The sequence below is a fragment of the Aquibacillus rhizosphaerae genome (assembly GCF_030282825.1).
Classification (GTDB): Bacteria; Bacillota; Bacilli; order Bacillales; family Amphibacillaceae; genus Aquibacillus_C; species Aquibacillus_C rhizosphaerae.
The window spans coordinates 18,129-38,064 of the sequence record NZ_JASTZU010000034.1; the positions used below are offsets into that span (position 1 = coordinate 18,129).

Annotated in this window: 25 protein-coding genes; 20 read left to right on the forward strand and 5 right to left on the reverse strand. The window is 34.1% G+C overall.

What is annotated here, in order from left to right; translation table 11 throughout:
* The first annotated feature begins 64 nt into the window (after positions 1-64).
* From QQS35_RS09635 to QQS35_RS09665, 7 genes are all read left to right on the forward strand, one after another.
* Entirely contained in the window at positions 65-202 is a 138-nt protein-coding gene (locus QQS35_RS09635; protein WP_285932058.1) for a hypothetical protein, read from the forward strand.
* A 17-nt stretch (positions 203-219) separates the two neighbouring features.
* The gene (locus tag QQS35_RS09640; protein ID WP_285931841.1) at positions 220-399 is read left to right on the forward strand and encodes a hypothetical protein; all 180 of its coding nucleotides are present in this window, start codon (positions 220-222) and stop codon (positions 397-399) included.
* Entirely contained in the window at positions 392-520 is a 129-nt protein-coding gene (locus QQS35_RS09645; RefSeq protein ID WP_285931842.1) for a hypothetical protein, read from the forward strand. The genes QQS35_RS09640 and QQS35_RS09645 overlap by 8 nt, the downstream gene beginning before the upstream one ends.
* A gap of 116 nt (positions 521-636) precedes the next feature.
* Entirely contained in the window at positions 637-969 is a 333-nt protein-coding gene (locus QQS35_RS09650) for an aminoacyl-tRNA hydrolase (RefSeq protein WP_285931843.1), read from the forward strand.
* A gap of 227 nt (positions 970-1,196) precedes the next feature.
* Positions 1,197-1,628, forward strand: a complete 432-nt coding sequence (locus tag QQS35_RS09655; RefSeq protein WP_285931845.1) for a BrxA/BrxB family bacilliredoxin — start codon at positions 1,197-1,199, stop codon at positions 1,626-1,628.
* Between the two features lie 101 nt (positions 1,629-1,729).
* Positions 1,730-2,692: an aromatic acid exporter family protein gene (locus QQS35_RS23005; RefSeq protein WP_285932050.1), complete on the forward strand. Its 963-nt coding sequence runs from the start codon at positions 1,730-1,732 to the stop codon at positions 2,690-2,692.
* A gap of 71 nt (positions 2,693-2,763) precedes the next feature.
* The gene (locus QQS35_RS09665; protein ID WP_285931846.1) at positions 2,764-3,267 is read left to right on the forward strand and encodes a L,D-transpeptidase; all 504 of its coding nucleotides are present in this window, start codon (positions 2,764-2,766) and stop codon (positions 3,265-3,267) included.
* Between the two features lie 46 nt (positions 3,268-3,313).
* Here the strand turns inward: QQS35_RS09665 and prli42 are convergent, their stop codons facing one another.
* Positions 3,314-3,445, reverse strand: a complete 132-nt coding sequence (prli42, locus tag QQS35_RS09670) for a stressosome-associated protein Prli42 (RefSeq protein ID WP_285931848.1) — start codon at positions 3,443-3,445, stop codon at positions 3,314-3,316.
* Between the two features lie 131 nt (positions 3,446-3,576).
* Here prli42 and QQS35_RS09675 point away from each other — a divergent pair, with 131 nt between their 5' ends.
* The 4 genes from QQS35_RS09675 (at position 3,577) to QQS35_RS09690 (ending at position 8,185) form a co-directional block, all read left to right on the forward strand.
* On the forward strand, positions 3,577-5,217 hold the full coding sequence (locus tag QQS35_RS09675) for an acyl-CoA mutase large subunit family protein (RefSeq protein WP_285931850.1): 1,641 nt from the start codon (positions 3,577-3,579) through the stop codon (positions 5,215-5,217).
* Positions 5,204-5,629 (forward strand): cobalamin-dependent protein, encoded by a 426-nt coding sequence (locus QQS35_RS09680; protein WP_285931851.1) that lies wholly within the window; start codon positions 5,204-5,206, stop codon positions 5,627-5,629. The genes QQS35_RS09675 and QQS35_RS09680 overlap by 14 nt, the downstream gene beginning before the upstream one ends.
* Before the next feature lie 67 nt (positions 5,630-5,696).
* Entirely contained in the window at positions 5,697-6,815 is a 1,119-nt protein-coding gene (locus tag QQS35_RS09685; protein ID WP_285931853.1) for a M20/M25/M40 family metallo-hydrolase, read from the forward strand.
* A gap of 122 nt (positions 6,816-6,937) precedes the next feature.
* On the forward strand, positions 6,938-8,185 hold the full coding sequence (locus tag QQS35_RS09690) for a DNA polymerase IV (protein ID WP_285931854.1): 1,248 nt from the start codon (positions 6,938-6,940) through the stop codon (positions 8,183-8,185).
* 178 nt (positions 8,186-8,363) lie between these two features.
* Here the strand turns inward: QQS35_RS09690 and rnz are convergent, their stop codons facing one another.
* The 3 genes from rnz to QQS35_RS09705 are packed head-to-tail and all read right to left on the reverse strand — an operon-like array spanning position 8,364 to position 11,102.
* Positions 8,364-9,287 (reverse strand): ribonuclease Z, encoded by a 924-nt coding sequence (gene rnz, locus QQS35_RS09695; protein WP_285931855.1) that lies wholly within the window; start codon positions 9,285-9,287, stop codon positions 8,364-8,366.
* Positions 9,288-9,302: 15 nt separating this feature from the next.
* On the reverse strand, positions 9,303-10,325 hold the full coding sequence (gene namA, locus QQS35_RS09700; protein ID WP_285931856.1) for an NADPH dehydrogenase NamA: 1,023 nt from the start codon (positions 10,323-10,325) through the stop codon (positions 9,303-9,305).
* A gap of 24 nt (positions 10,326-10,349) precedes the next feature.
* On the reverse strand, positions 10,350-11,102 hold the full coding sequence (locus tag QQS35_RS09705; RefSeq protein ID WP_331490722.1) for a glycerophosphodiester phosphodiesterase: 753 nt from the start codon (positions 11,100-11,102) through the stop codon (positions 10,350-10,352).
* Between the two features lie 72 nt (positions 11,103-11,174).
* Between QQS35_RS09705 and QQS35_RS09710 the strand changes: the two genes are divergently transcribed.
* The 4 genes from QQS35_RS09710 (at position 11,175) to QQS35_RS09725 (ending at position 15,020) form a co-directional block, all read left to right on the forward strand.
* On the forward strand, positions 11,175-12,794 hold the full coding sequence (locus QQS35_RS09710) for a M20/M25/M40 family metallo-hydrolase (RefSeq protein ID WP_285931858.1): 1,620 nt from the start codon (positions 11,175-11,177) through the stop codon (positions 12,792-12,794).
* 756 nt (positions 12,795-13,550) lie between these two features.
* Positions 13,551-14,342: an SDR family NAD(P)-dependent oxidoreductase gene (locus tag QQS35_RS09715; RefSeq protein ID WP_285931859.1), complete on the forward strand. Its 792-nt coding sequence runs from the start codon at positions 13,551-13,553 to the stop codon at positions 14,340-14,342.
* 109 nt (positions 14,343-14,451) lie between these two features.
* Positions 14,452-14,790, forward strand: a complete 339-nt coding sequence (locus tag QQS35_RS09720) for an iron-sulfur cluster biosynthesis family protein (RefSeq protein WP_285931860.1) — start codon at positions 14,452-14,454, stop codon at positions 14,788-14,790.
* Complete coding sequence (locus QQS35_RS09725) at positions 14,787-15,020, forward strand: YqkE family protein (RefSeq protein WP_285931861.1); 234 nt, start codon at positions 14,787-14,789, stop codon at positions 15,018-15,020. Before QQS35_RS09720 ends, QQS35_RS09725 begins: the two co-directional genes overlap by 4 nt.
* A 375-nt stretch (positions 15,021-15,395) precedes the next feature.
* On the opposite strand, the gene QQS35_RS09730 is transcribed toward QQS35_RS09725, so the two are convergent.
* Positions 15,396-16,307 (reverse strand): aldo/keto reductase, encoded by a 912-nt coding sequence (locus tag QQS35_RS09730; protein ID WP_285931866.1) that lies wholly within the window; start codon positions 16,305-16,307, stop codon positions 15,396-15,398.
* 135 nt (positions 16,308-16,442) lie between these two features.
* On the opposite strand from QQS35_RS09730, the gene QQS35_RS09735 reads away from it, so the two are divergent.
* The 5 genes from QQS35_RS09735 to QQS35_RS09755 all read left to right on the forward strand — a co-directional run bounded on the left by QQS35_RS09735 (position 16,443) and on the right by QQS35_RS09755 (position 19,932).
* Positions 16,443-16,988, forward strand: coding sequence for an NUDIX domain-containing protein (locus QQS35_RS09735; RefSeq protein WP_285931867.1), 546 nt, complete (start codon positions 16,443-16,445; stop codon positions 16,986-16,988).
* A 3-nt stretch (positions 16,989-16,991) separates the two neighbouring features.
* Positions 16,992-18,155 (forward strand): endonuclease Q family protein, encoded by a 1,164-nt coding sequence (locus QQS35_RS09740; protein WP_285931868.1) that lies wholly within the window; start codon positions 16,992-16,994, stop codon positions 18,153-18,155.
* An 88-nt stretch (positions 18,156-18,243) separates the two neighbouring features.
* A complete protein-coding gene (spoIIM, locus tag QQS35_RS09745; RefSeq protein WP_285931869.1) occupies positions 18,244-18,882 on the forward strand; it encodes a stage II sporulation protein M in 639 nt (212 codons plus the stop codon).
* 106 nt (positions 18,883-18,988) lie between these two features.
* The gene (fur, locus tag QQS35_RS09750; protein WP_285931871.1) at positions 18,989-19,480 is read left to right on the forward strand and encodes a ferric iron uptake transcriptional regulator; all 492 of its coding nucleotides are present in this window, start codon (positions 18,989-18,991) and stop codon (positions 19,478-19,480) included.
* Positions 19,481-19,713: 233 nt separating this feature from the next.
* Positions 19,714-19,932, forward strand: a complete 219-nt coding sequence (locus tag QQS35_RS09755) for a YqzK family protein (RefSeq protein ID WP_285931872.1) — start codon at positions 19,714-19,716, stop codon at positions 19,930-19,932.
* Positions 19,933-19,936 lie beyond the last annotated feature (4 nt).

Sequence of the window (19,936 nt, forward strand, 5' to 3'; positions counted from 1 at the left end):
GTCTACACTCGATTACTTTATCGCAAACTAAAGTTAGTTAAAGTAAAAAGGAGTGAAAATAGATATGCGAAAACGTAGTGGACAAAAGCATGCAGCGTTAACTAATAATAAAACACCAAAAGAAAGCCTTCCAGATAGTGAAATCATTTTTAATAGGAGCGAACATAATCGCCCTAAGCATGGACCAGGTTCCAAGGGTTAATAGAAAGGAGAAGGGTGATGGCAGAAAATAAATCGTACTTTTCAAATAAGAAAAAGTTTGTTGATCCAGATACTAAAGATATTGAACACCAGATAACATATCCAGGTCAAGAAGAATTCAACCTAAGAAATGTTTCGTATTCACCAGGCGAAAATAATTATTTGAGTCAAAGTGGAGATGAGAACGAAAATGACTAACAATAAAAGAATTAACAACAGAAATAAGAACAAAAAATCTCATCCTTTTGCAGAGGAATTGTCAGACGGGGGAGAAAGAGATAAGGTAATTAAAAACCAACAAAAAGAACAGGCAGATTAAAGAAAACAGTTGGTTGATTCCAACTGTTTTATATATTCATAAAATTAAACTTGCAAAATCCCCCTGAATCCTATAGCGTTGAAATAGAAATTAGATATCAGTAGAAGGTGAAAATCATGAATGAAATCGTACAATATTTTGTTGTTAATAATGATTTGGAAATGTCAGCGGGAAAAGTTGCTGCGCAAGTTGCACACGCAGCAACACAAGCAGTTTTTGTTTATCATAAAGAAGCTGATTTTAAAACTTGGCTGGAAACGGGACAGACGAAAATTATATTAAAAGCTGAACAAAGAAAGCTAGAAGAATTAAAGGAAATAGGTTTTGTTTCGATTCAAGATGCTGGTAAAACAGAAATTGAAGCGGGTAGTTTAACAGTAATATGTTTACCACCCATGAATAAAGTTGATGCACAAAAATATACAGCTAGTTTTGGCCTTTATAAGTAATCCATGTTTCTGACATTTTTCGTCATTAATATAAGAAAAAGCAGAAAAATCGCAGTTTATGCGGTTGCCCGGGAAATATTTACATAATTTTAAAGGGAAATAACTTGTTTGCTATACAAATATTATTGTCTGTTTGAATCCATAAAATTGAAACAAGCTTAAAAAATTGGTACTATTAGTATAAATATTGCTAGAATGTTTAGCATTACAATAGGAGTTGATAAAAGATGGATTTTAATCTTTTTATGAGTGATGTAGTTAATGGTGCTCGAAAGGAAATTACCGAAGCAGGTTATAACGAATTGACTACACCTGAAGATGTTGACAAAGCATTCCAGCGTGAAGGTACTACACTAGTAATGATTAACTCTACATGTGGATGTGCGGGTGGTGTTGCACGACCGGCAGCAGCTAATGCTATCCATTATGATAAGCGTCCGGATCATCTGGTAACGGTGTTTGCTGGTCAGGACCGAGAGGCTACGGAAAAGGCAAGACAGTATTTTGAAGGCTATCCACCATCTTCCCCATCTTTTGCGCTACTTAAAGATGGAAAAATAGTAACAATGGTTGAACGTCATGATATTGAAGGATTTGGCCCGGTTGATGTTGTGAATCGATTACAAAGAGTGTTTGATGAAAACTGTTCTGAAATTTAATTAATTCAATTGGTATATTCTTAAAATCCCTTGTCATTTAAAAAGTGACAAGGGATTTTATATGCTGTACATTAGAAATATTATATGAAGAGGGAGGATCTATCGTGAAAATAGGTTACCGCACAATAAAAACAGCATTGGGCACGCCTCTTGCAATATGGATTGCTGAACTGTTACAACTTGAAAACTATGTTTCTGCTGGCATTATAACTCTACTGTGTATTCAACCAACACGAAAAAGGTCTTTTCTTAGTTCATGGCATCGATTCGGTGCGTGTTTATTAGCTATTTTGTTTTCTTATATTATATTTGAAATTATTGGTTTTCATCCCATTGCAATTTGTATTTTACTTTTGTTATTTATTCCAATGACGATTAAATTAAATTTAACGCCTGGTATTGTAACTAGTTCAGTTATTTTACTACACTTATATAGCTCTGAAAACATTAATTTGGACTTAATAATTAATGAGCTATTACTAATTACGATAGGAATAGGAATAGCGTTATTATTAAATCTATATATGCCTAGTTTGGAGATGAATTTAAAAAAGATGCAAACGAAGGTTGAAGATAACTTTCGCATCATTTTAGAAGAAATCTCTATCTATTTAAGAGAAGGTAGACAAACTTGGACAGGTAAAGAGATAACTGATACAGAAAATTTACTCAATGATGCAGAAAGGCTTGTCATGCGTGATCTAGAAAATCATGTTTTGCGAGGAAATCACCCTTATTATGAGTACTTTCTAATGCGTAAAAAACAATTTGAAATACTAAGGCGTATGCTCCCTTTAGTAAGTCAAATGTCAGAACTATATGAGCAATCTTACCATATGGCGGACCTTTTTGAAGAACTAGCAGAAGCAATTCATCCTGGTAATACTGCTATTGTTCATTTAAAAACAGTTCGTGAATTGAAGGAAAAGTTTGGAGAAGATGACCTACCTAAGACAAGAAAAGAGTTTGAAACTCGAGCAAATTTATATCGTTTACTTCATGAAATTGAACAGTACCTAATATTAAAGAAAAATAATACACCAAAAAGAAAGCTTGAGGCTTAGGCTTTAAGTATCTAATATAAATACTCCATTATGGTTAAGCTATTAAAAAAGCTTTTTAGTAAGGAGTGCTTATGACAAACTTAGTTATTGCAATTCTTATGGTTTTGTCTCCGATATGGCCATTAGGAGAGAACCCAACGCCAAATGCTCCTTTTCTCATTGTTAATAAACAAACAAATCAAATTGCTTATATTAATAATAGTAAAATAGAAAAAATATACCGGGTAGCAACAGGAGCGACTAATCAACTTACACCTGATGGAATGCATACAGTGGTTGTAAAGGCTGTAGAACCTTATTATCGTAAAAAGAATATTCAAGGTGGCTCACCGGATAATCCACTTGGCTCAAGGTGGATTGGGTTTGATGCTGAAGATACAGATGGAAGAATGTATGGAGTTCATGGAACAAACCAACCGGAATCGATTGGGAAAAATGTTTCAGCAGGTTGTATTCGAATGAAAAATGAGGAAGTAGAAGTTTTGTTTTCAACAGTACCGATTGGAACAAAAATTTTTATTACGGAATCGAAAGATGACTTTGAATCGATAGCTAAAAAATGGAATGCAATGTAAAAACAGACTGTATGTTCACTATTTGTGAGTATACAGTCTGTTTTTCTTAGTTAATAAATGCTGCAAGTCCGGCTGTGAATGTTGAAAGGACCATAGCAATAATCATAATATAAATAATAACCTTAATTCTTTTTTCACGTTTTGATTTTTTTCTTGGTGCATTTGTATTTGTTGACATTTTAAAGCCTCCTTAAACCCTTTGCTATTTGTATTTTACATGGAATTTATGATTTGGACAAGTCAGATAAAAAAATACTAATATATGGTTAGAGTGAATAGAATAGAGAAAAGAAGAAGGAGGATTATGTTGTGGAAAAAAATAAAAATCAGAAAGATTTGTTTCATATCTCGATTCCATTTGAAAAACAAAAAAAACTATCCTTCTATACGGATTCTTCGATTCCAATTGAAAAATATTATAATCCAATTAATCAAGATAATTATTTCTTAGATAAAATAGGCTATCCAGGGAAATATCCTTATACAAGAGGAATTCATCCAACCATGTATCGTCAGAAGTTATGGACAATTAGACAATACGCTGGATTCGGTTCTGCTTATGAAACAAATGAGAGGTTTCGGTATTTATTAAAGGAAGGTCAAAACGCATTATCTGTTGCATTTGATCTTCCAACACAGCTAGGTTATGATTCGGATCATCCATTAGCAGAAGGAGAAGTTGGGAAAGTAGGTGTTGCAATCGATACGCTTCATGATATGGAAAAACTATTTAATGATATAAGGCTGGACCACATCAGTACTTCGATGACAATAAATGCTCCAGCAATTATTTTATATTGTATGTATATTGCTATTGCAGAAAAACAGGGCTTGTCATCAGAACAGATAACTGGAACAGTTCAAAATGATATTTTAAAAGAATATATTGCACGCGGTACTTATATTTTCCCACCAAAGCCCTCTATACGTTTAACTACTGATCTACTTGAATATTCGCATAAACATACACCGAAATTCAACTCCATTAGTATTTCTGGTTATCATATTCGTGAATCTGGCTCAAATGCTATCCAAGAATTAGCATTTACTTTTGCAAATGCAATGACATATATTGACGAAGCACTGCGTAGAGGGATAAAAGTAGATGAGTTTGCATCTAGACTTTCTTTCTTTTTTAGTGCTAGTAATGATTTTTTTGAAGAGATTGCCAAGTTTAGAGCTGCGCGTAGAATATGGGCAACTATAATGAAAAAACAATACCAGGCAAAAGAACCAAAATGTTGGCAATTACGTTTCCACACTCAAACAGCAGGCTCAACACTAACCAAACAAGACCCAGATAATAATATTATCCGAGTTACCTTACAAGCCTTATCAGCTGTGTTAGGTGGGACACAAAGCCTTCATACAAATGCAAAAGATGAAGCTTCGTCTTTGCCGAATGAAGATGCAGCAAAGACTGCTTTACGAACACAACAAATTATTGCTTTTGAGTCTGGTGTTGGAAGTAGTGTGGACCCACTCGGTGGTTCCTATTATGTTGAATATCTCACTAATGAAATAGAAAAACAGGTTTATGAATATATAAATGAAATTCAAAGAATCGGCGGAACAATTAATGCAATTGAAACGGGTTACTTCCATAATGAAATTCAAAACGTTGCTTATGAAACTTATAAACAAGTAGAAAATAAAGAAAAAACAATTGTAGGTGTAAATAAATTTGATACGGATACCAAAAGAGAGTTACACACCCCAAGGTTATTTTCTTCTGATCATAGTCAGATTAATTCCGTGAATGAAGTTAAAAAAAGAAGAAATGAATTAAAGGTTACCAGGTGTTTATCCGATTTACGTAACGCTATCACAACAGATGAGAATCTTGTTCCATTCGTTCTGGCAGCAGTTAAATCATATTGTACGGTAGGTGAAATATGCCATGTATTCAGAGAAGTGTTTGGGTCATACTCGGCAAATGAAAAAACATGAGCAGATCCGTGTCTTAATTGGAAAAGTCGGATTAGATGGTCACAATCGAGGTGCTATTATTCTTGCAAAAGCACTAAGAGAGAAAGGTATGTACACTGTGTATTCAGGTTTAAGACAATCTCCGGAACAGATTGCAGCGCAGGCAATGAAATATAATGTTGATATTATTGGTCTCTCATCACTATCTGGTGCTCATAGAAGCCTCTTTCCGAAAGTCGCATCCGAACTTTCTAAATTAGAAGGTAGACATATTCTTATTATTGGAGGAGGATTAATTCCTGATAGCGACATTGCATTTCTAGAAAAAAGAGGTATTACAAAAGTATTTAATGATTCTAATATTTCGATAGAAGAAATTGTAAACTCAATTGAACAGTTAGTGTTCAAGAGAAAATACTCCTTAAAAAATTGACATTATTAAACCGATTCGCTAACGTTATAATTATTCGTTGTAACATACACAGGAGGTACTAGTAGTTATGGTAAATGAAGATAGACTAGTAAATGAATTTATGGAACTTGTTAAAATCGATTCAGAAACGAAAGATGAAGCTAAAATCGCTGAAGTGCTGAAGAAGAAATTCGGAGATTTAGGTCTTGACGTGATAGAAGATGATAGTAAAGTGAATACAGGGCATGGTGCTGGTAATCTCGTCTGTACACTTAAAGGAACTAATAAGAATGTTGATTCTATTTATTTTACTTCTCACATGGATACAGTTGTCCCGGGAAAAAATATAAAACCGTCAATTAAAGATGGCTATATCGTTACGGATGGAACGACAATCTTAGGAGCCGATGACAAAGCAGGACTTGCTGCAATGCTGGAAGCGATTCGTGTACTTAAAGAAGATAACTTAGAACATGGTGATATCCAGTTTATAATAACTGCTGGTGAAGAGTCTGGTCTTGTAGGAGCAAAAGAACTTGATATGAGTTTAGTGAAGGCAAAGTACGGCTATGCCGTTGATAGCGATGGGAAAGTTGGAAATATTATTGTAGCAGCACCTACCCAAGCTAAAGTTAATGCAATAATCAAAGGGAAAACCGCACATGCTGGTGTCGCACCTGAGAAAGGCGTTTCAGCGATTACAATAGCTGCAAAATCAATAGCAAAAATGCCATTGGGAAGAATTGATGAAGAAACAACTGCAAACATAGGTCGTTTTGAGGGTGGCTCAAAAACGAATATTGTATGTGATCATGTTGAAATTTTGGCAGAAGCGCGTTCTTTAATCCCAGAAAAGATGGAAGCACAAGTAGAAAAAATGAAAACGGCATTTGAAGAAACTGCCACGCAAATGGGTGGAACTGCTGACATCGAAGTTAAAATCATGTATCCAGGATATAAAAGGGAAGCTGGAGATCACGTAGTGGAAATTGCTAGGAGTGCAGCAAAGGCAATAGGAAGAGAAAGTGAATTATTGCAAAGTGGTGGTGGTAGTGATGCTAACGTCATTGCTGGACATGGGATCCCCACTGTTAATTTAGCAGTTGGTTATGAAGATATCCATACAACAAATGAGCGAATGCCAGTTGGAGAGCTTGTAAAAGTATCTGAATTAATTATTGCAATAGTAAAAGAAGCTTCAAAATAAGCAAAGTTAACAAGTCAATCTTTTAGTAGATTGGCTTGTTTTCAGTAGTAATTGATTTATTAAAAGTTGAAATGCTATGATATAATGGTTCTAGAACGAATGTTCTGTGAGGGAAGATGTATATGTCGAAATGGTATCCAAAAAAAGGTCGTGTTATTTTACATGTTGATATGAATAGTTTTTACGCCTCTGTAGAAGCTGCTTACAACCCTGAATTGAAGGGGAAAGCTTTAGCTATTGCAGGTAATCCAGAAGAAAGACGCGGAATCATTGTGACAAGTAGTTATGAGGCTAGAGCAAAAGGTGTAAAAACAACAATGCCCTTGTGGGAAGCAAGGCGTCTTTGTCCTGAGCTAATCGTGATGCGTCCGAATTTTGAGCGTTACCGAACAGCCTCTAAAGAAATGTTTAAAATTCTATCAGAAGTAACGCCATTTGTTCAGCCGGTTTCTATTGATGAAGGCTATATGGATATAACTGACTGTGAAGAACAAGGCTCTCCTCTGCAAATCGCTGAAACTATTCAAAAACGGATAGCAAATGAATTAGATTTGCCTAGTAGTATCGGAATTGCACCTAATAAATTTTTAGCTAAGATGGCGTCTGATATGAAAAAGCCGATGGGAATAACTGTCTTAAGAAAAAGAGACTTACAGAATAAGCTTTGGCCACTTCCTGTTGGTGAGATGTATGGAATTGGTGCAAAAACAGCAGAAAAGCTCAATAACGTACAAATATTTACAATTAAAGATTTAGTAGAAGCAGACAGTTATTATTTGAAACGATTATTAGGTATCAATGGTGAGCGTCTGCAAAATAGGGCAAATGGTATTGATCCTAACCCAGTTGACCCAGATGCTATTCATGATTTTAAAAGTATTGGAAGCTCAGAAACGTTACCACAAGACACAACAGATGAAAATGAAATTCGTAAATTATTTAGACAATTATCTAGAAATGTAACAAGAAGACTAAAAAGAAAACAATCTGTTGGTCGGAATGTGCAAATTATGATACGGTTTTTCGATCGAAAAACGATTACGAGAAGTATAAAATTACCCGACTTCATAGAGGAAGAAGATGACATTTTCACAGTTAGTTATGAATTATTTGAACAACATTGGAATGGGGATCCTGTCCGTTTATTAGGTGTTACTATACAAGATATTGCCGAGAAAAAGGAAGTAGCGCATCAATTAGATTTATTTACTTATGAGAAGGAAGCAAGTAAAGAAGGACTGTATCAAGCAATCGATAAATTAACGGAAAAGTACGGTAAAAATCCATTTACAACAATTAAACATACGGAAGAAGACAATCAACCAAGAACTAGTTTTCAAAAAGACTTCTTGGATGATTATAAAAAATAAACCACCCACAGTAATAGAGATATTTCAGCTGTGGGTGTTTATTTTTATTGAATAAAGACTTCATGTATATCTTGGTTCTATTATTCTACGAAGTGTGAGTATATTTTCTTTTGAGACCGTATAAAAGCTAAATCATAATATACTAAAACAAACTCCCCTTTATGTTTTAGAAAGGTTTTTATTTTGCTGGTATCTCTGTTTCATAAAAGTCATAAGCAATTGTTGTGTCGGGAAAGACTTTCTGTGCTTCATCCAATAGAAGTTGAGAACTTTCCTTCTGATATCGCGAAGAAATGTGAGTTAAAATTAACCTGTTTACATTAGAGTTTCTTGCGAGTTTGGCAGCTTGCTCTGTAGTAGAATGAAAATAGTCATGAGCAAGTTTCTCCTGATTGCGTTCGAAAGTAGCTTCATGAATAAGAACATCTGCTTCTTTCACAAACGCTTGTAAATCTGGAATATACCGTGTATCCCCCATTATGCAAACAATTCTTCCAGGTTTTTCTTTTCCAATAAAGTCTTTTCGATAAATAACTTGTCCATTTTCTAACTGTACTTGTTCATTTTCTTTAATTTGCTGATAAATTGGTCCAGGCTGTATTCCGACTTCTTTTAATTTGTTTGACTGTAATTGTCCAGGTTTACTTTTTTCTTCAATTCGGAACCCGAAACTTTCTACTCCATGTTCTAACTTCTTTGCAAAAACTCTGAAGTGATTGTTATCAATAATGAGCCCTTCAAACAGTTCGATAAATATTAATTGATAGGTAAGTCTTGTACCACTTACATTCAAGCTAGTTTCAACAAACTCTTTAATCCCCTTAGGACCATAAATGGTTAAGTTAGTTTCACCGTTTTGAAATGATCGACTACTTAAAAAACCGGGTAATCCATAGATGTGGTCACCATGTAAATGGGTGATGAAGATTTTTTCAATCTTTCTAGGTCTAATATTTGTGCTTAATATTTGATGTTGTGTTGATTCACCACAGTCAAACATCCAGTTATTCCCTTGTTCTTGAAGTAAATCTAACACGATTGAAGAAACATTTCTCTCTTTTGAAGGAACACCTGCACCTGTTCCTAGAAAATTCAACTTCATTGTCTTCCCCCTAGATTATTGCCAACCACGAGCATATTGTTTTGGAGCTTCTATATTTTCCTTAAGTTCATCAGCTGCAGCTTTGGCCCAATATGGATTTCGTAATAATGCTCGAGCAAGAAAAATTAAATCTGCTCGTTCATTTTGTAGAATTTCTTCAGCTTGGATGCCGGTTGTGATTAATCCAACAGCGCCAGTAGCAATGTCTGCTTCTTTTCTAATCTGTTCTGCAAAAGGTACTTGATACCCAGGGTAGGGTGTAATACTTGCAGGAACAACACCACCAGAACTGCAATCAATTAATGATACGCCTTGTTTTTTCATGAGTTGTGAGAAATAGATGAAATCATCTATGTTGTTTCCTTCTTCTTTATACTCGTTTGCTGAAATACGAACAAATAATGGGCCATCCCATTCTGTTTTAACTACATTAATAATCTCAGATAACAATCGATATCGATTATCACGGTTTCCACCATATTGATCTTGTCTGGTATTTGTAAGAGGAGATAAAAACTGATTAATTAAATAGCCATGGGCACCATGAATTTCAATAATATCAAATCCTGCCTTTGCAGAACGTTTAGCAGCTTGTTTAAAAGCATCAATTGTTTGAATTATATCAGTTTCAGTCATTTCAATAGGTGTCTGATAATTTTCATTGAATTTTGTTGCGCTTGGTGCATAAATGTTTCCTTCTAATTCTGCTTTTCTGCCAGCATGAGCTAATTGAATACTACTTTTTGCGCCAAACGCTTGAACACGCTTGCTAATTTGTTTTAATCCTGTTATATGATCATCATTCCAAATACCTAAATCTTTAGATGAGATTCGCCCCTCAGCCTGTACTGCAGTAGCCTCAACCATTACCAAGCCAACTTGACCTGCAGCTCTTGATTCATAGTGTGCGATATGGAAGGGGTGTACAGTTCCATCTTCGGATTCACACGAATACATGCACATGGGAGACATAACAATTCGATTTTTAAGAGTTATGTCATCAAAGTTTATAGGACTGAATAGTTTATTGTTTGTCATGATTAGGTGGCCTCCTAAATTATCTTAATTACTTCTCTTGTTAAATAACCTAAGGGTTTCTTTAGCAACATGTGGAACATCGGTAAAGATTGCTTTACATCCTAATTTATAACAACGCATCATTTGTGTGGGTCTATTAACCGTCCAGACGGAAACGTATAGATTACTCTCCTTTGCTTTGTCTAAGAGAGATTTGCTTAAAATTCGGTTTTTAATATGTAAACCTGAAGCTCCTTTGCTCTTCGCAAAAGGTATCAAATCAACTATCTTTTGTGAAGTCAAATAAGCAGTTGTTACATTAGGGTCTATCTTATTAAACCTTTTTATACTTTTTGAGTTAAAGCTAGAAATTACTGTTCGATCTAGTACTTGATAGGATTTTAGAAGGTTATACACAATATCCTCCAAATCCTTGTACTCTATTACATTATTTTTTAATTCAATATTCAATTTTAAATTTTTGTCTTTTATCCAACGCAAAAATTCATCAAGTGATATGATAGAAGTATTAATATATTGGGAGGAGAACCAAGATCCTGCATCCAATTGTTGTAGTTCTTTAAATGTATAATCTTGCACAAATCCAGTACCATTTGTTGTACGTCTAACGTTTTCATCGTGAATTAAAACTGGTACTCGATCTTTTGTCAATTGAACGTCCGTCTCAATGCCATCTGCATCCAGTTGATAAGCTAATTCAAATGCAGGCATTGTATTTTCAGGTGCTAGTTTGCTAGCACCACGATGGGCATAAACAATTGTATTCAAAAGCTTCACCTCTTCATTTAAGGTATTCCTACTGATTGTGGTACATTTTATAAAAAAAGTCAATTTGAAAGGAAGATATCCATGCAAAGATGGCAAACCAAATCGGACTTAATTGAATTATTATGTTCACTTGTTAATTTTCCTAGTATTACTGGATCTGAAGCTGAAATAGCAATAGCGGAACACTTAAAAAACCTATTAGTCGAAACGGATTACTTTAAAAACAATCCAAGTTTACTTCAATTACATCCTTTAAAAGATGGGCGTCAACTACTTACCGCCTTAGTGAAACAAGGTAATACAAGTGAAACTATCATTCTATTAAGCCACTTTGATGTTGTAGCAATTGATGATTATGGCTCCTTAAAGAATATGGCTTTTCACCCGAAAATATTAACAAAAGAGATCAACAAAAGAAAAGAAGAGTTATCTGAATTAGTGCAAAATGATATAGAAACAGGCGATTGGCTATTTGGAAGAGGTACCATGGATATGAAAGCGGGTCTAACCCTTCAACTGTCTATGCTAGAAAAGGCGATGCATGGTGAATTCAAAGGGAATATCCTTTTGTTATCTGTTCCTGATGAAGAGGCAAATTCATTAGGTATGCTCACGGCCTTACCTGTATTGGAACATTTAAAAAACTTCCATAACTTAAATTACCTTTCGTGTTTAAATAGTGAACCAATGTTTAGCAAGTTCCCAGCTGATAAAAGTAACTATTTGTACACGGGTTCTATTGGAAAAGTACTACCTGGTTTTTTATGTTATGGAAAAGAAACACATGTCGGAGAACCATTTGCTGGATTAAATGCAAATTTAATGGTTAGTTACTTGTCGCAAGAATTAGAATTAAATGAAATGTTCGTTGAAAAGGTTGGAGATGAAATAACACCTCCACCAGTTAGTTTAATGCAGAGAGATTTAAAAGAAGCTTATTCAGTTCAAACGCCTACTACTGCAGTAGCAATGTATAATGTACTCTATTTAAAACAATCTATTGAGACACTGAACAAGAAATTATTTAATGCGGCAGAGAAAGCTAGTAAATCTATTGTAGAACATTTTTATGAGAAAATGACTAGTTACTCACAATATACAAAGGAATTTGTTAAACCAACAATCAATGTTCATGTGTTTATGTATGAAGAACTCTATGAAATTGCTATTAATCGGTTTGGAAAAGAAGAGGTCGAAAGAAGGCAAAATTTATTGATTAGTCAAAGAGAAGAAGGGGACCGTGATTTTTCAACGTTATTGGTTCAAGACTTGGCGGCCTTATGCAAAGATATGGCACCTATGATTGTATTATTTTATAGTCCACCTTTTTATCCATCTGTTTCATCATCAACGAATCCTTATATAGCTAGCGTTGTAGAAAAAATACAAAAATACACAGCTGAAAATTTTAGTTTATCGATGAAAGAAATCGCCTATTTTCCTGGGTTATCAGACTTAAGCTATTTAGGTCCGGTTAGTGCAGGAAGCGATTTAACTTCATTAATGAAAAATTTACCGTTGCAAAACAAAGGTTTTGAATTTCCTGAACATCTGCTTGAATCAATTTCGATGCCAGTGATTAATGTTGGACCTAATGGGAAAGACCCGCATCAATGGACAGAACGATTAGAGTTAACTTATAGTTTTGAATACTTGCCAAAAATATTAACAAACACAATACATGCATTATTTAAATCTTAAAATAAGTCAGTTTTCAAAATTTAATTTTTTTTTATGACAGATAAAATATAAAGTTTGCACTTGCTTTATCGTAACCTCCTTGCATTCTATCTAAGATAAGTGTTAAATCAAGTGCTATGGAAAAATACTCCTTTTCGGGGGCAGCACCTTAGCCTCCCTCGGTCAAAAAGAACGTTTTCTTGAAAAAGAACAACACTTTTTCTGCGTGCAATGTCATTTCACTGGAGCTTTCCTTACCCTTTGGGGTCTTCGGAAGCTACTCTTCCCCCAGGACAAATGTTTTCGATGGGCCGAGTAACCGCAGGCCCAAGGAAAGCTATGGAAGCAATGCATCGCACGCAGAAAATTGTTCTGTATTTTCAAGGAGTGTCGCATTTTTCCTTCGCCCGGTCTAATTTTATTTTTAATGAAAATAATCCAAGAAATATTAATTAATATATATTTCTAGATTAGGAAAATGTAAAAGTCGAGCTAGAGTATGAAGACTCCTACGGGCCCAGCAAATGTTTTGCTGGGGCGAGTAATCGCAGTTCCACGAGCTGAAGATCCACTCAGAAGTAATCTTCTTCTGAGTTAGCTGAAGTCGTAGCCGTGGAAAGCGTAGTATTCTGCCGGAACGGAGTTTTACCACTCAGTTATCATTGCATAAAAGTTAAGATTATGTAGTGCAAACTTTTTATCAAATACAACGGCTGTAAGCAACAATGTTAACGAAGTCAAAAATAATGAAAATTAATTTAAGAAGAAGGTGAAAAAATGTCAAAACTTCAATCTAAAAATATAATAGTTACAGGTGGTTCATCTGGTATTGGCGAAAGAATAGCTTGGTATATTGCTGAAAATGGCGGAACTCCTATTTTAGTTGCTCGATCAGAAGATAAATTAATAGAACTAAAACAGCAAATTAATGAAACATTTTCTGTTAACTGCCAATATTATGTAGTTGATTTAATCAAATTAGATGAGTGGGAGAATTGTTTGCAAACAATAATTAGAGATTATAATAAAATAGATGCGGTTATAAACAATGCTGGTTTTGGTGTGTTTGACTACATAGAAGATACAAAATGGGATGATGTTGAACGTATGTTTAAATTGAATGTTTTTGCTCTAATTCGAGGAGTGCATCAAACACTTCCACATTTAATAAAAAATAAGAAAAGTCATATTATTAATATTGCATCACAAGCAGGAAAGATAGCAACACCAAAGTCATCTATATATAGTGCTACGAAACATGCTGTAATTGGATTTACCAACGCTCTTCGATTAGAGGTTGAAAGAAAAGGTGTTTATGTAACAGCTGTTAATTTGGGTCCAGTCAGAACTAACTTTTTTAATGTTGCTGATCCAAGTGGAGGTTATCAAAAATCAGTAGATCGATATATGCTTGATCCAGATGATGTGGCAAAAAAAGTCGTAGGAGTTTTATTTACAAATAAAAGAGAAATTAATATGCCTGGTTGGATGAACGTTGGTAGCAAATTTTATCAATTGTTTCCTTCTATTGTAGAAAAAATGTTAAAAAAACAATTTAATCGAAAATGAACTTGTTTTATAGGTGGATGATTGATTTTCTTATAAACATGGTCTTGGAAATCTTTTGTTCTTCAATTTATAATGTAAGTAAGATGCTTAATCAATAGGAGGAATAACTTTGAAACTTACTTTAACTTCATCTGCTATAGAAAAAATAAATGAGTTAAATAAAGCGAATCATAATTATATTTGGTTGTACTATGATACGGATGATTGTGGTTGTGGTGTCAGCGGTATGCCGAGTGTACGCTTAACAAATTCAACAGATGATGCGTTTGAATCAGTTGAAAACGATAATGGAGAATATGAGGTAATTATTCATAAACAACAAGCAGTTTTTTTTGCTAATCAATTAACACTTGATCATTTAGGTAATAGTTTCAGATTATCAAGTCCTGAAGGGATTTTAAACCCTATTATTCCTGATAATGATTTAGTAAAAGGTGTAGTAGTATGAGAAAAGAATCCAATAAAAAAGATGATAATAAGTCCACACTAAAAGATAGGTTAGATCAAGATATACTTTCTAAGTTGTCCAGTAAAAAAGAAAGCATGCGTAAACAACAAAAGGAAATGGAAGAACAAGATAGACAAAAAAAGCTTGCCGAAAGAAAAAGAAAAGAAGAAAATATAAGTTTTGAAGAGCTATTTTTTGAAAGTGATATGGACTGGAAAAAATATAAATAGAATAAAATAGACAAGGCGGCTAACAGTCCCTTGTCTATTTTTTAAGTTATTTTTTCATCAGCTTGTAGCTTTTTTAAAGTAACAGTTGATAGAAAGACTGCACTAACTTTAGTGTGATTCTTTTCTGTCTTTATAAGATAAGTATGGGTCTAGCGCTGCGAAAAAACACTCGCTTTTGAATAGCCCCCCCAATTATTGGACACACAAAAATTGGAGGTGCTCTTTTTCTATGTGAGATGTTATGCTGACGGAACGGAATACCACTCAAGCATCATTGCATCGTAAAATAATTTTTGCGAAAGTTAATCATACTAGTGTAGACTTTATAGTTGTTTTGGTTAACAACAATCGTTTAGAAGAAATTTAAAAAGTATATTATCTATGCTTATCATAGGTAATAGCTTTTGTTATGTTTTGCAACTCCTCATATTGCTCCGTTGACAATGAAGAAGACTGTAGTGCGTTAACATTATTATTAACTTGCTCTATAGAACTTGCTCCAAATACCGCACTAGTTACTGCACGGTGTGAAAGGATGTACCGAAGAGATAAAGAAGTAATCGTTTCACCACTTACTTGGTTCAAGTTATTCGCAATATCTTCTAGTTCCTCATGTGAATAATCTAAATATCCTTGTTTCCCTTTTTCGGTCACTTTTTTTATAGCATGGTCACTAAGCATCCCTTTTGCAAGAGGTCCTCTTGCAACTACACTAATATTGTTATCTGCAAGTAAATCTAATACTTCCTCTTCTGGCCTGCGATCTAATAAACTGTATTGCATCATAACACTAACAATAGATGAATGCTTAACAAATTCTTTAATAACGTTTGGTCTAATTGATGAAATCCCATAATAACGAATGAGACCATCTTGTTTTAATTCCTCGAATGCCTCGATTGTTTCTTCAATTGGGTCATCAATCGTTCCACCATGTAACTGGTATAAATCAATGTAATCGGTTCTTAATCTGCGTAGGCTTTCTTTTACTTGTTCTTTTATATAAGCTTTTGATGGATCCCAAAACCAAGTACCATCGTCTTTTAAATGGTTCCCAACTTTGGTTGCTAAGACTACTTGATCCCTTTTTCCTTTTAGTACGTTCCCAACAATTGCTTCATTTTCACCTTGGTCATATAAATCAGCGGTGTCTAGGTAATTAATACCTGAATCAAGTGCTTTATCGATAATTTCTTTGGCCTTTTGTTCATTCGTACCTAAAGACATACAACCAAGTGCTAATTCAGATACAATTAAGTCTGAATTGCCTAGTGTTGATTTATTCATTCTTATCCGCCCTTTCCTTTTTTCTTTCTATGTTTATTGTAGGAATAATGCATGTCAAATACAACTAATGTGAATGCTAAATTATGTTAATATAAGATGATAGAAGATATTCTTTGTTAAGGGAGAGTAATAAAAATGAATAAATTTGAAGAGAAAACTACGAGTTCGAAACAAATATTTGAGGGGAAGGTGGTAAAACTGCAAGTGGATGAAGTTACTCTTCCAGATGGCAACACTTCAAAAAGAGAAATAATCAAACATCCAGGTGCAGTAGCAGTTATTGCTATTACTCCCGAAGAAAAAATAGTTTTTGTTGAACAATATCGTAAGCCCTTAGAAAAAAGTCTTGTGGAGATTCCTGCTGGAAAACTTGAAATAGGTGAAAAACCGGAATTATCTGCAAAGCGTGAGCTGGAAGAAGAGACAGGATATACAACAGATGAGTTAGAGCTCGTTACATCATTTTATACTTCACCAGGATTTGCTGATGAGATTATATATTTGTATTTTACTAATACACTTTATCCGTTAGCTGAAGAAAAAGCACTTGATGACGATGAATTTGTTGAATTGATGGAGTTATCATTAGAAGAAGCTGAGGAATTAGTAAAAGAAAATAGAATACATGATGCTAAAACAGCTTATGCTATTCTCTATCTAAAATTAAGAGGAATGAAATAATTTATGGATTCATTTTATGCAGATTTACATATCCATGTTGGAAGAGATATGAACAATAAGCCAGTAAAAATTACTGGATCAAAATCATTAACGTTAATCAATATTTTAAAAGAATCTAGCAGAAACAAGGGTATTGATATGGTTGGTGTTATTGATAGTCACGTACCATCCGTTCAGCAAGAAATTGAGTTATTGATAAATAATAATAAAGCTATAGAGTTGGTAGATGGTGGGATTAGATTTGAACATGTTACGATGCTATTGGGCTCAGAGATAGAAGTATATGATGAATCATGTTACGGCCCTATTCACGTGTTGTGTTTCTTTCCAACTATCCAACATATGAAACAATTTTCAAACTGGTTATCGACTAGAATGACAAATATAAATTTAAGTTCTCAAAGATTTTATGGGGCGGGTAAGGAACTTCAATATAAAATAAAAGAATTAGAAGGATTGTTTATACCTGCACATGTATTCACACCATTTAAAAGTGTCTATGGTAAAGGTGTGAAAACCTCCATTACGGAAGTATTTGATCCAGATTTAATTGATGCGATTGAACTTGGATTGAGCGCAGATACAACGATGGCCGATCATATATCAGAGTTACATCGTTATACTTTTCTTACTAATTCAGATGCCCATTCACTTTCTAAAATTGCAAGAGAATATCAAAAAATTAATAGTAAGGAGGCTTCATTTAAAGAATTAGAGTGTTCACTTCATCAGGTTAATGGAAGACATATTATTGAAAATTATGGCATGAACCCACTATTAGGCAAATACCACCAAACAGTCTGTAAAAATTGTCTTTTAGCTTATTCCGGTGAGGGGCAATGTCCTAAGTGTGGATCCATTAAAATTATAAAAGGAGTAGCAGATCGAATTGATGAATTACAGGACACGGTTGAACCTGTTAGTACAAGACCTCCTTATATTTACCAAGTACCTTTGGAGTATATTCCTATGCTTGGTCCAAAAGCATTTAGACGATTATTAGATCGTTTTGGTACCGAAATGCGTGTGATACATGAAGCGAGTGAACAAGAATTGAAAGAAGTTGTCCATGAAAATATTGTGCAGGCAATCATTAAAATGCGAAAAGGAGAACTACCAGTAATCGCTGGAGGTGGCGGTAAGTACGGTAGTGTAAGAAAAAACTAGTAACTAATATTTTCTGGTCTATTTTAACAGAGTAACTCATAGATTCTTACTACAAGCAATAGTTTTAGTAGAAGAACGGAGGATACTCATGTATAAATCTAAAAATTTGGCTTCGGAACATATAAATAATCATGCTGCCATCTATTTTTTTATGTTAGTTTTATTTTTAATAGGTATTATTTTTGGTGCTGTTATTGTTAATAGTATGAATTTTGCTCAAAAAGAGGATTTGTTTTTTTATATTGATCGTTTTTTTGGACAAATAATGGAAGGTCCTGTTATTGAGAAAAAAGAGATGTTTAAGAGTACATTTCTGTATCACTTGAATTATTTACTTTTATTATTTGTTTTAGGATTATCGATTATTGGCTTACCTATTATTTGGATTCTCTTATTTGTAAAAGGGTTAGTAGTTGGTTTTTCAGTTGGCTTTTTTGTAAATCAAATGGGCTGGCAAGGGCTGTTACTTGCAGCAGCATCAATAGCCCCACAAAATTTGTTAATTATTCCAGTTTATTTAGTGGCAGGAAGTTTAGCAATGATATTTTCCTTAACCCTACTAAGGAAAATATTTACTCGAAAACTCCAACAACCGATTATTCAGCCATTTTTAAGGTATATATCGCTGTATCTTTCCTTGCTAGTTGTCATTGGTCTAGCTGCATTAATTGAATCATTTGTATCAAACGAAGCAATGGAGCTAGTAATTCAATGGATGTATAAATGATAATTATTATAATTTAAAATTAATTATTGTTTATTATTTGTAATGATTGTAATTGACACTCGTTTCATGTCTGCTTATAATTGAGAAAGTGAGGGAGGTTTCAGACATGGAACATCGAATCGACCGGATTAAAAAACTATTACATGCGCAAAGCTATAAGCTTACTCCACAACGAGAAGCAACAGTACGTGTGCTATTAGAACGAGAAGAAGATCACTTAAGTGCAGAGGATGTATACCTCCTTGTAAAAGAGAAAGCACCTGAAATCGGATTAGCGACTGTGTATCGCACCCTGGAATTGCTATCCGAACTAAAAATCGTAGATAAAATAAATTTTGGTGATGGTGTGTCTCGTTATGACCTCCGTAAAGAGGGAGCTGCCCATTTTCATCATCACTTAGTTTGTACTGAATGTGGTTCAGTAGAAGAAATTGTAGATGATTTGCTAGAAGACGTGGAAAAAATAGTGGAAGATGACTGGGGATTTAAAGTGAAAGACCACCGTTTAACATTTCATGGTGTTTGTAGAAAATGCCAAGAGAAAGAAGCGGATGAAGAACAGCAAATGGAAGTAGAAGCAACCATTCAATATGATTAAAAAGCCTTTTCGGTTGAAAAAGGCTTTTTAGTTTATAATTAAAATCGGAATCTACTTACCGATTGATATATATGCTAACACTGTTACGACTGCAGTATCCTATGTTAAAATATTTATTGTTAAATCTTACCGAGGTTTACGTATATTTGTCTAGGTTTTTGGCATATCTTGTATTGTAGGAAAAGTACAACCTGTCTTGGGTATTGTTATTATTCTTATCAAGGAGATATGTTATGAAGCCTATTTTTTCATTACTAAAGGATACAATTAAAATATTCGTCATATTTACGGCTTGTACCTTGCTTTTTTATTTTGGATTGCGTGCAATGCATGCCGAATATGAAGACTTTCACCGCTATGATCCTCCAGAAGGAACTGCTGTAAAAGTATCTAGTAACAATCAACAGAGTATAATTGATCGCTTATCTATTTTTTTTCGACTAGGGGAGTAAAAAG

Bases quoted from the DNA above. Each gene is read 5' to 3' on its own strand.
- QQS35_RS09635 (WP_285932058.1), top strand. From the start codon at position 65: ATGCGAAAACGTAGTGGACAAAAGCATGCAGCGTTAACTAATAATAAA.
- QQS35_RS09640 (WP_285931841.1), top strand. From the start codon at position 220: ATGGCAGAAAATAAATCGTACTTTTCAAATAAGAAAAAGTTTGTTGAT.
- QQS35_RS09645 (WP_285931842.1), top strand. From the start codon at position 392: ATGACTAACAATAAAAGAATTAACAACAGAAATAAGAACAAAAAATCT.
- QQS35_RS09650 (WP_285931843.1), top strand. From the start codon at position 637: ATGAATGAAATCGTACAATATTTTGTTGTTAATAATGATTTGGAAATG.
- QQS35_RS09655 (WP_285931845.1), top strand. From the start codon at position 1,197: ATGGATTTTAATCTTTTTATGAGTGATGTAGTTAATGGTGCTCGAAAG.
- QQS35_RS09665 (WP_285931846.1), top strand. From the start codon at position 2,764: ATGACAAACTTAGTTATTGCAATTCTTATGGTTTTGTCTCCGATATGG.
- prli42 (WP_285931848.1), bottom strand. From the start codon at position 3,445: ATGTCAACAAATACAAATGCACCAAGAAAAAAATCAAAACGTGAAAAA.
- QQS35_RS09680 (WP_285931851.1), top strand. From the start codon at position 5,204: ATGAAAAAACATGAGCAGATCCGTGTCTTAATTGGAAAAGTCGGATTA.
- QQS35_RS09685 (WP_285931853.1), top strand. From the start codon at position 5,697: ATGGTAAATGAAGATAGACTAGTAAATGAATTTATGGAACTTGTTAAA.
- QQS35_RS09690 (WP_285931854.1), top strand. From the start codon at position 6,938: ATGTCGAAATGGTATCCAAAAAAAGGTCGTGTTATTTTACATGTTGAT.
- rnz (WP_285931855.1), bottom strand. From the start codon at position 9,287: ATGAAGTTGAATTTTCTAGGAACAGGTGCAGGTGTTCCTTCAAAAGAG.
- namA (WP_285931856.1), bottom strand. From the start codon at position 10,325: ATGACAAACAATAAACTATTCAGTCCTATAAACTTTGATGACATAACT.
- QQS35_RS09710 (WP_285931858.1), top strand. From the start codon at position 11,175: ATGCAAAGATGGCAAACCAAATCGGACTTAATTGAATTATTATGTTCA.
- QQS35_RS09715 (WP_285931859.1), top strand. From the start codon at position 13,551: ATGTCAAAACTTCAATCTAAAAATATAATAGTTACAGGTGGTTCATCT.
- QQS35_RS09725 (WP_285931861.1), top strand. From the start codon at position 14,787: ATGAGAAAAGAATCCAATAAAAAAGATGATAATAAGTCCACACTAAAA.
- QQS35_RS09730 (WP_285931866.1), bottom strand. From the start codon at position 16,307: ATGAATAAATCAACACTAGGCAATTCAGACTTAATTGTATCTGAATTA.
- QQS35_RS09735 (WP_285931867.1), top strand. From the start codon at position 16,443: ATGAATAAATTTGAAGAGAAAACTACGAGTTCGAAACAAATATTTGAG.
- QQS35_RS09740 (WP_285931868.1), top strand. From the start codon at position 16,992: ATGGATTCATTTTATGCAGATTTACATATCCATGTTGGAAGAGATATG.
- spoIIM (WP_285931869.1), top strand. From the start codon at position 18,244: ATGTATAAATCTAAAAATTTGGCTTCGGAACATATAAATAATCATGCT.
- fur (WP_285931871.1), top strand. From the start codon at position 18,989: ATGGAACATCGAATCGACCGGATTAAAAAACTATTACATGCGCAAAGC.
- QQS35_RS09755 (WP_285931872.1), top strand. From the start codon at position 19,714: ATGAAGCCTATTTTTTCATTACTAAAGGATACAATTAAAATATTCGTC.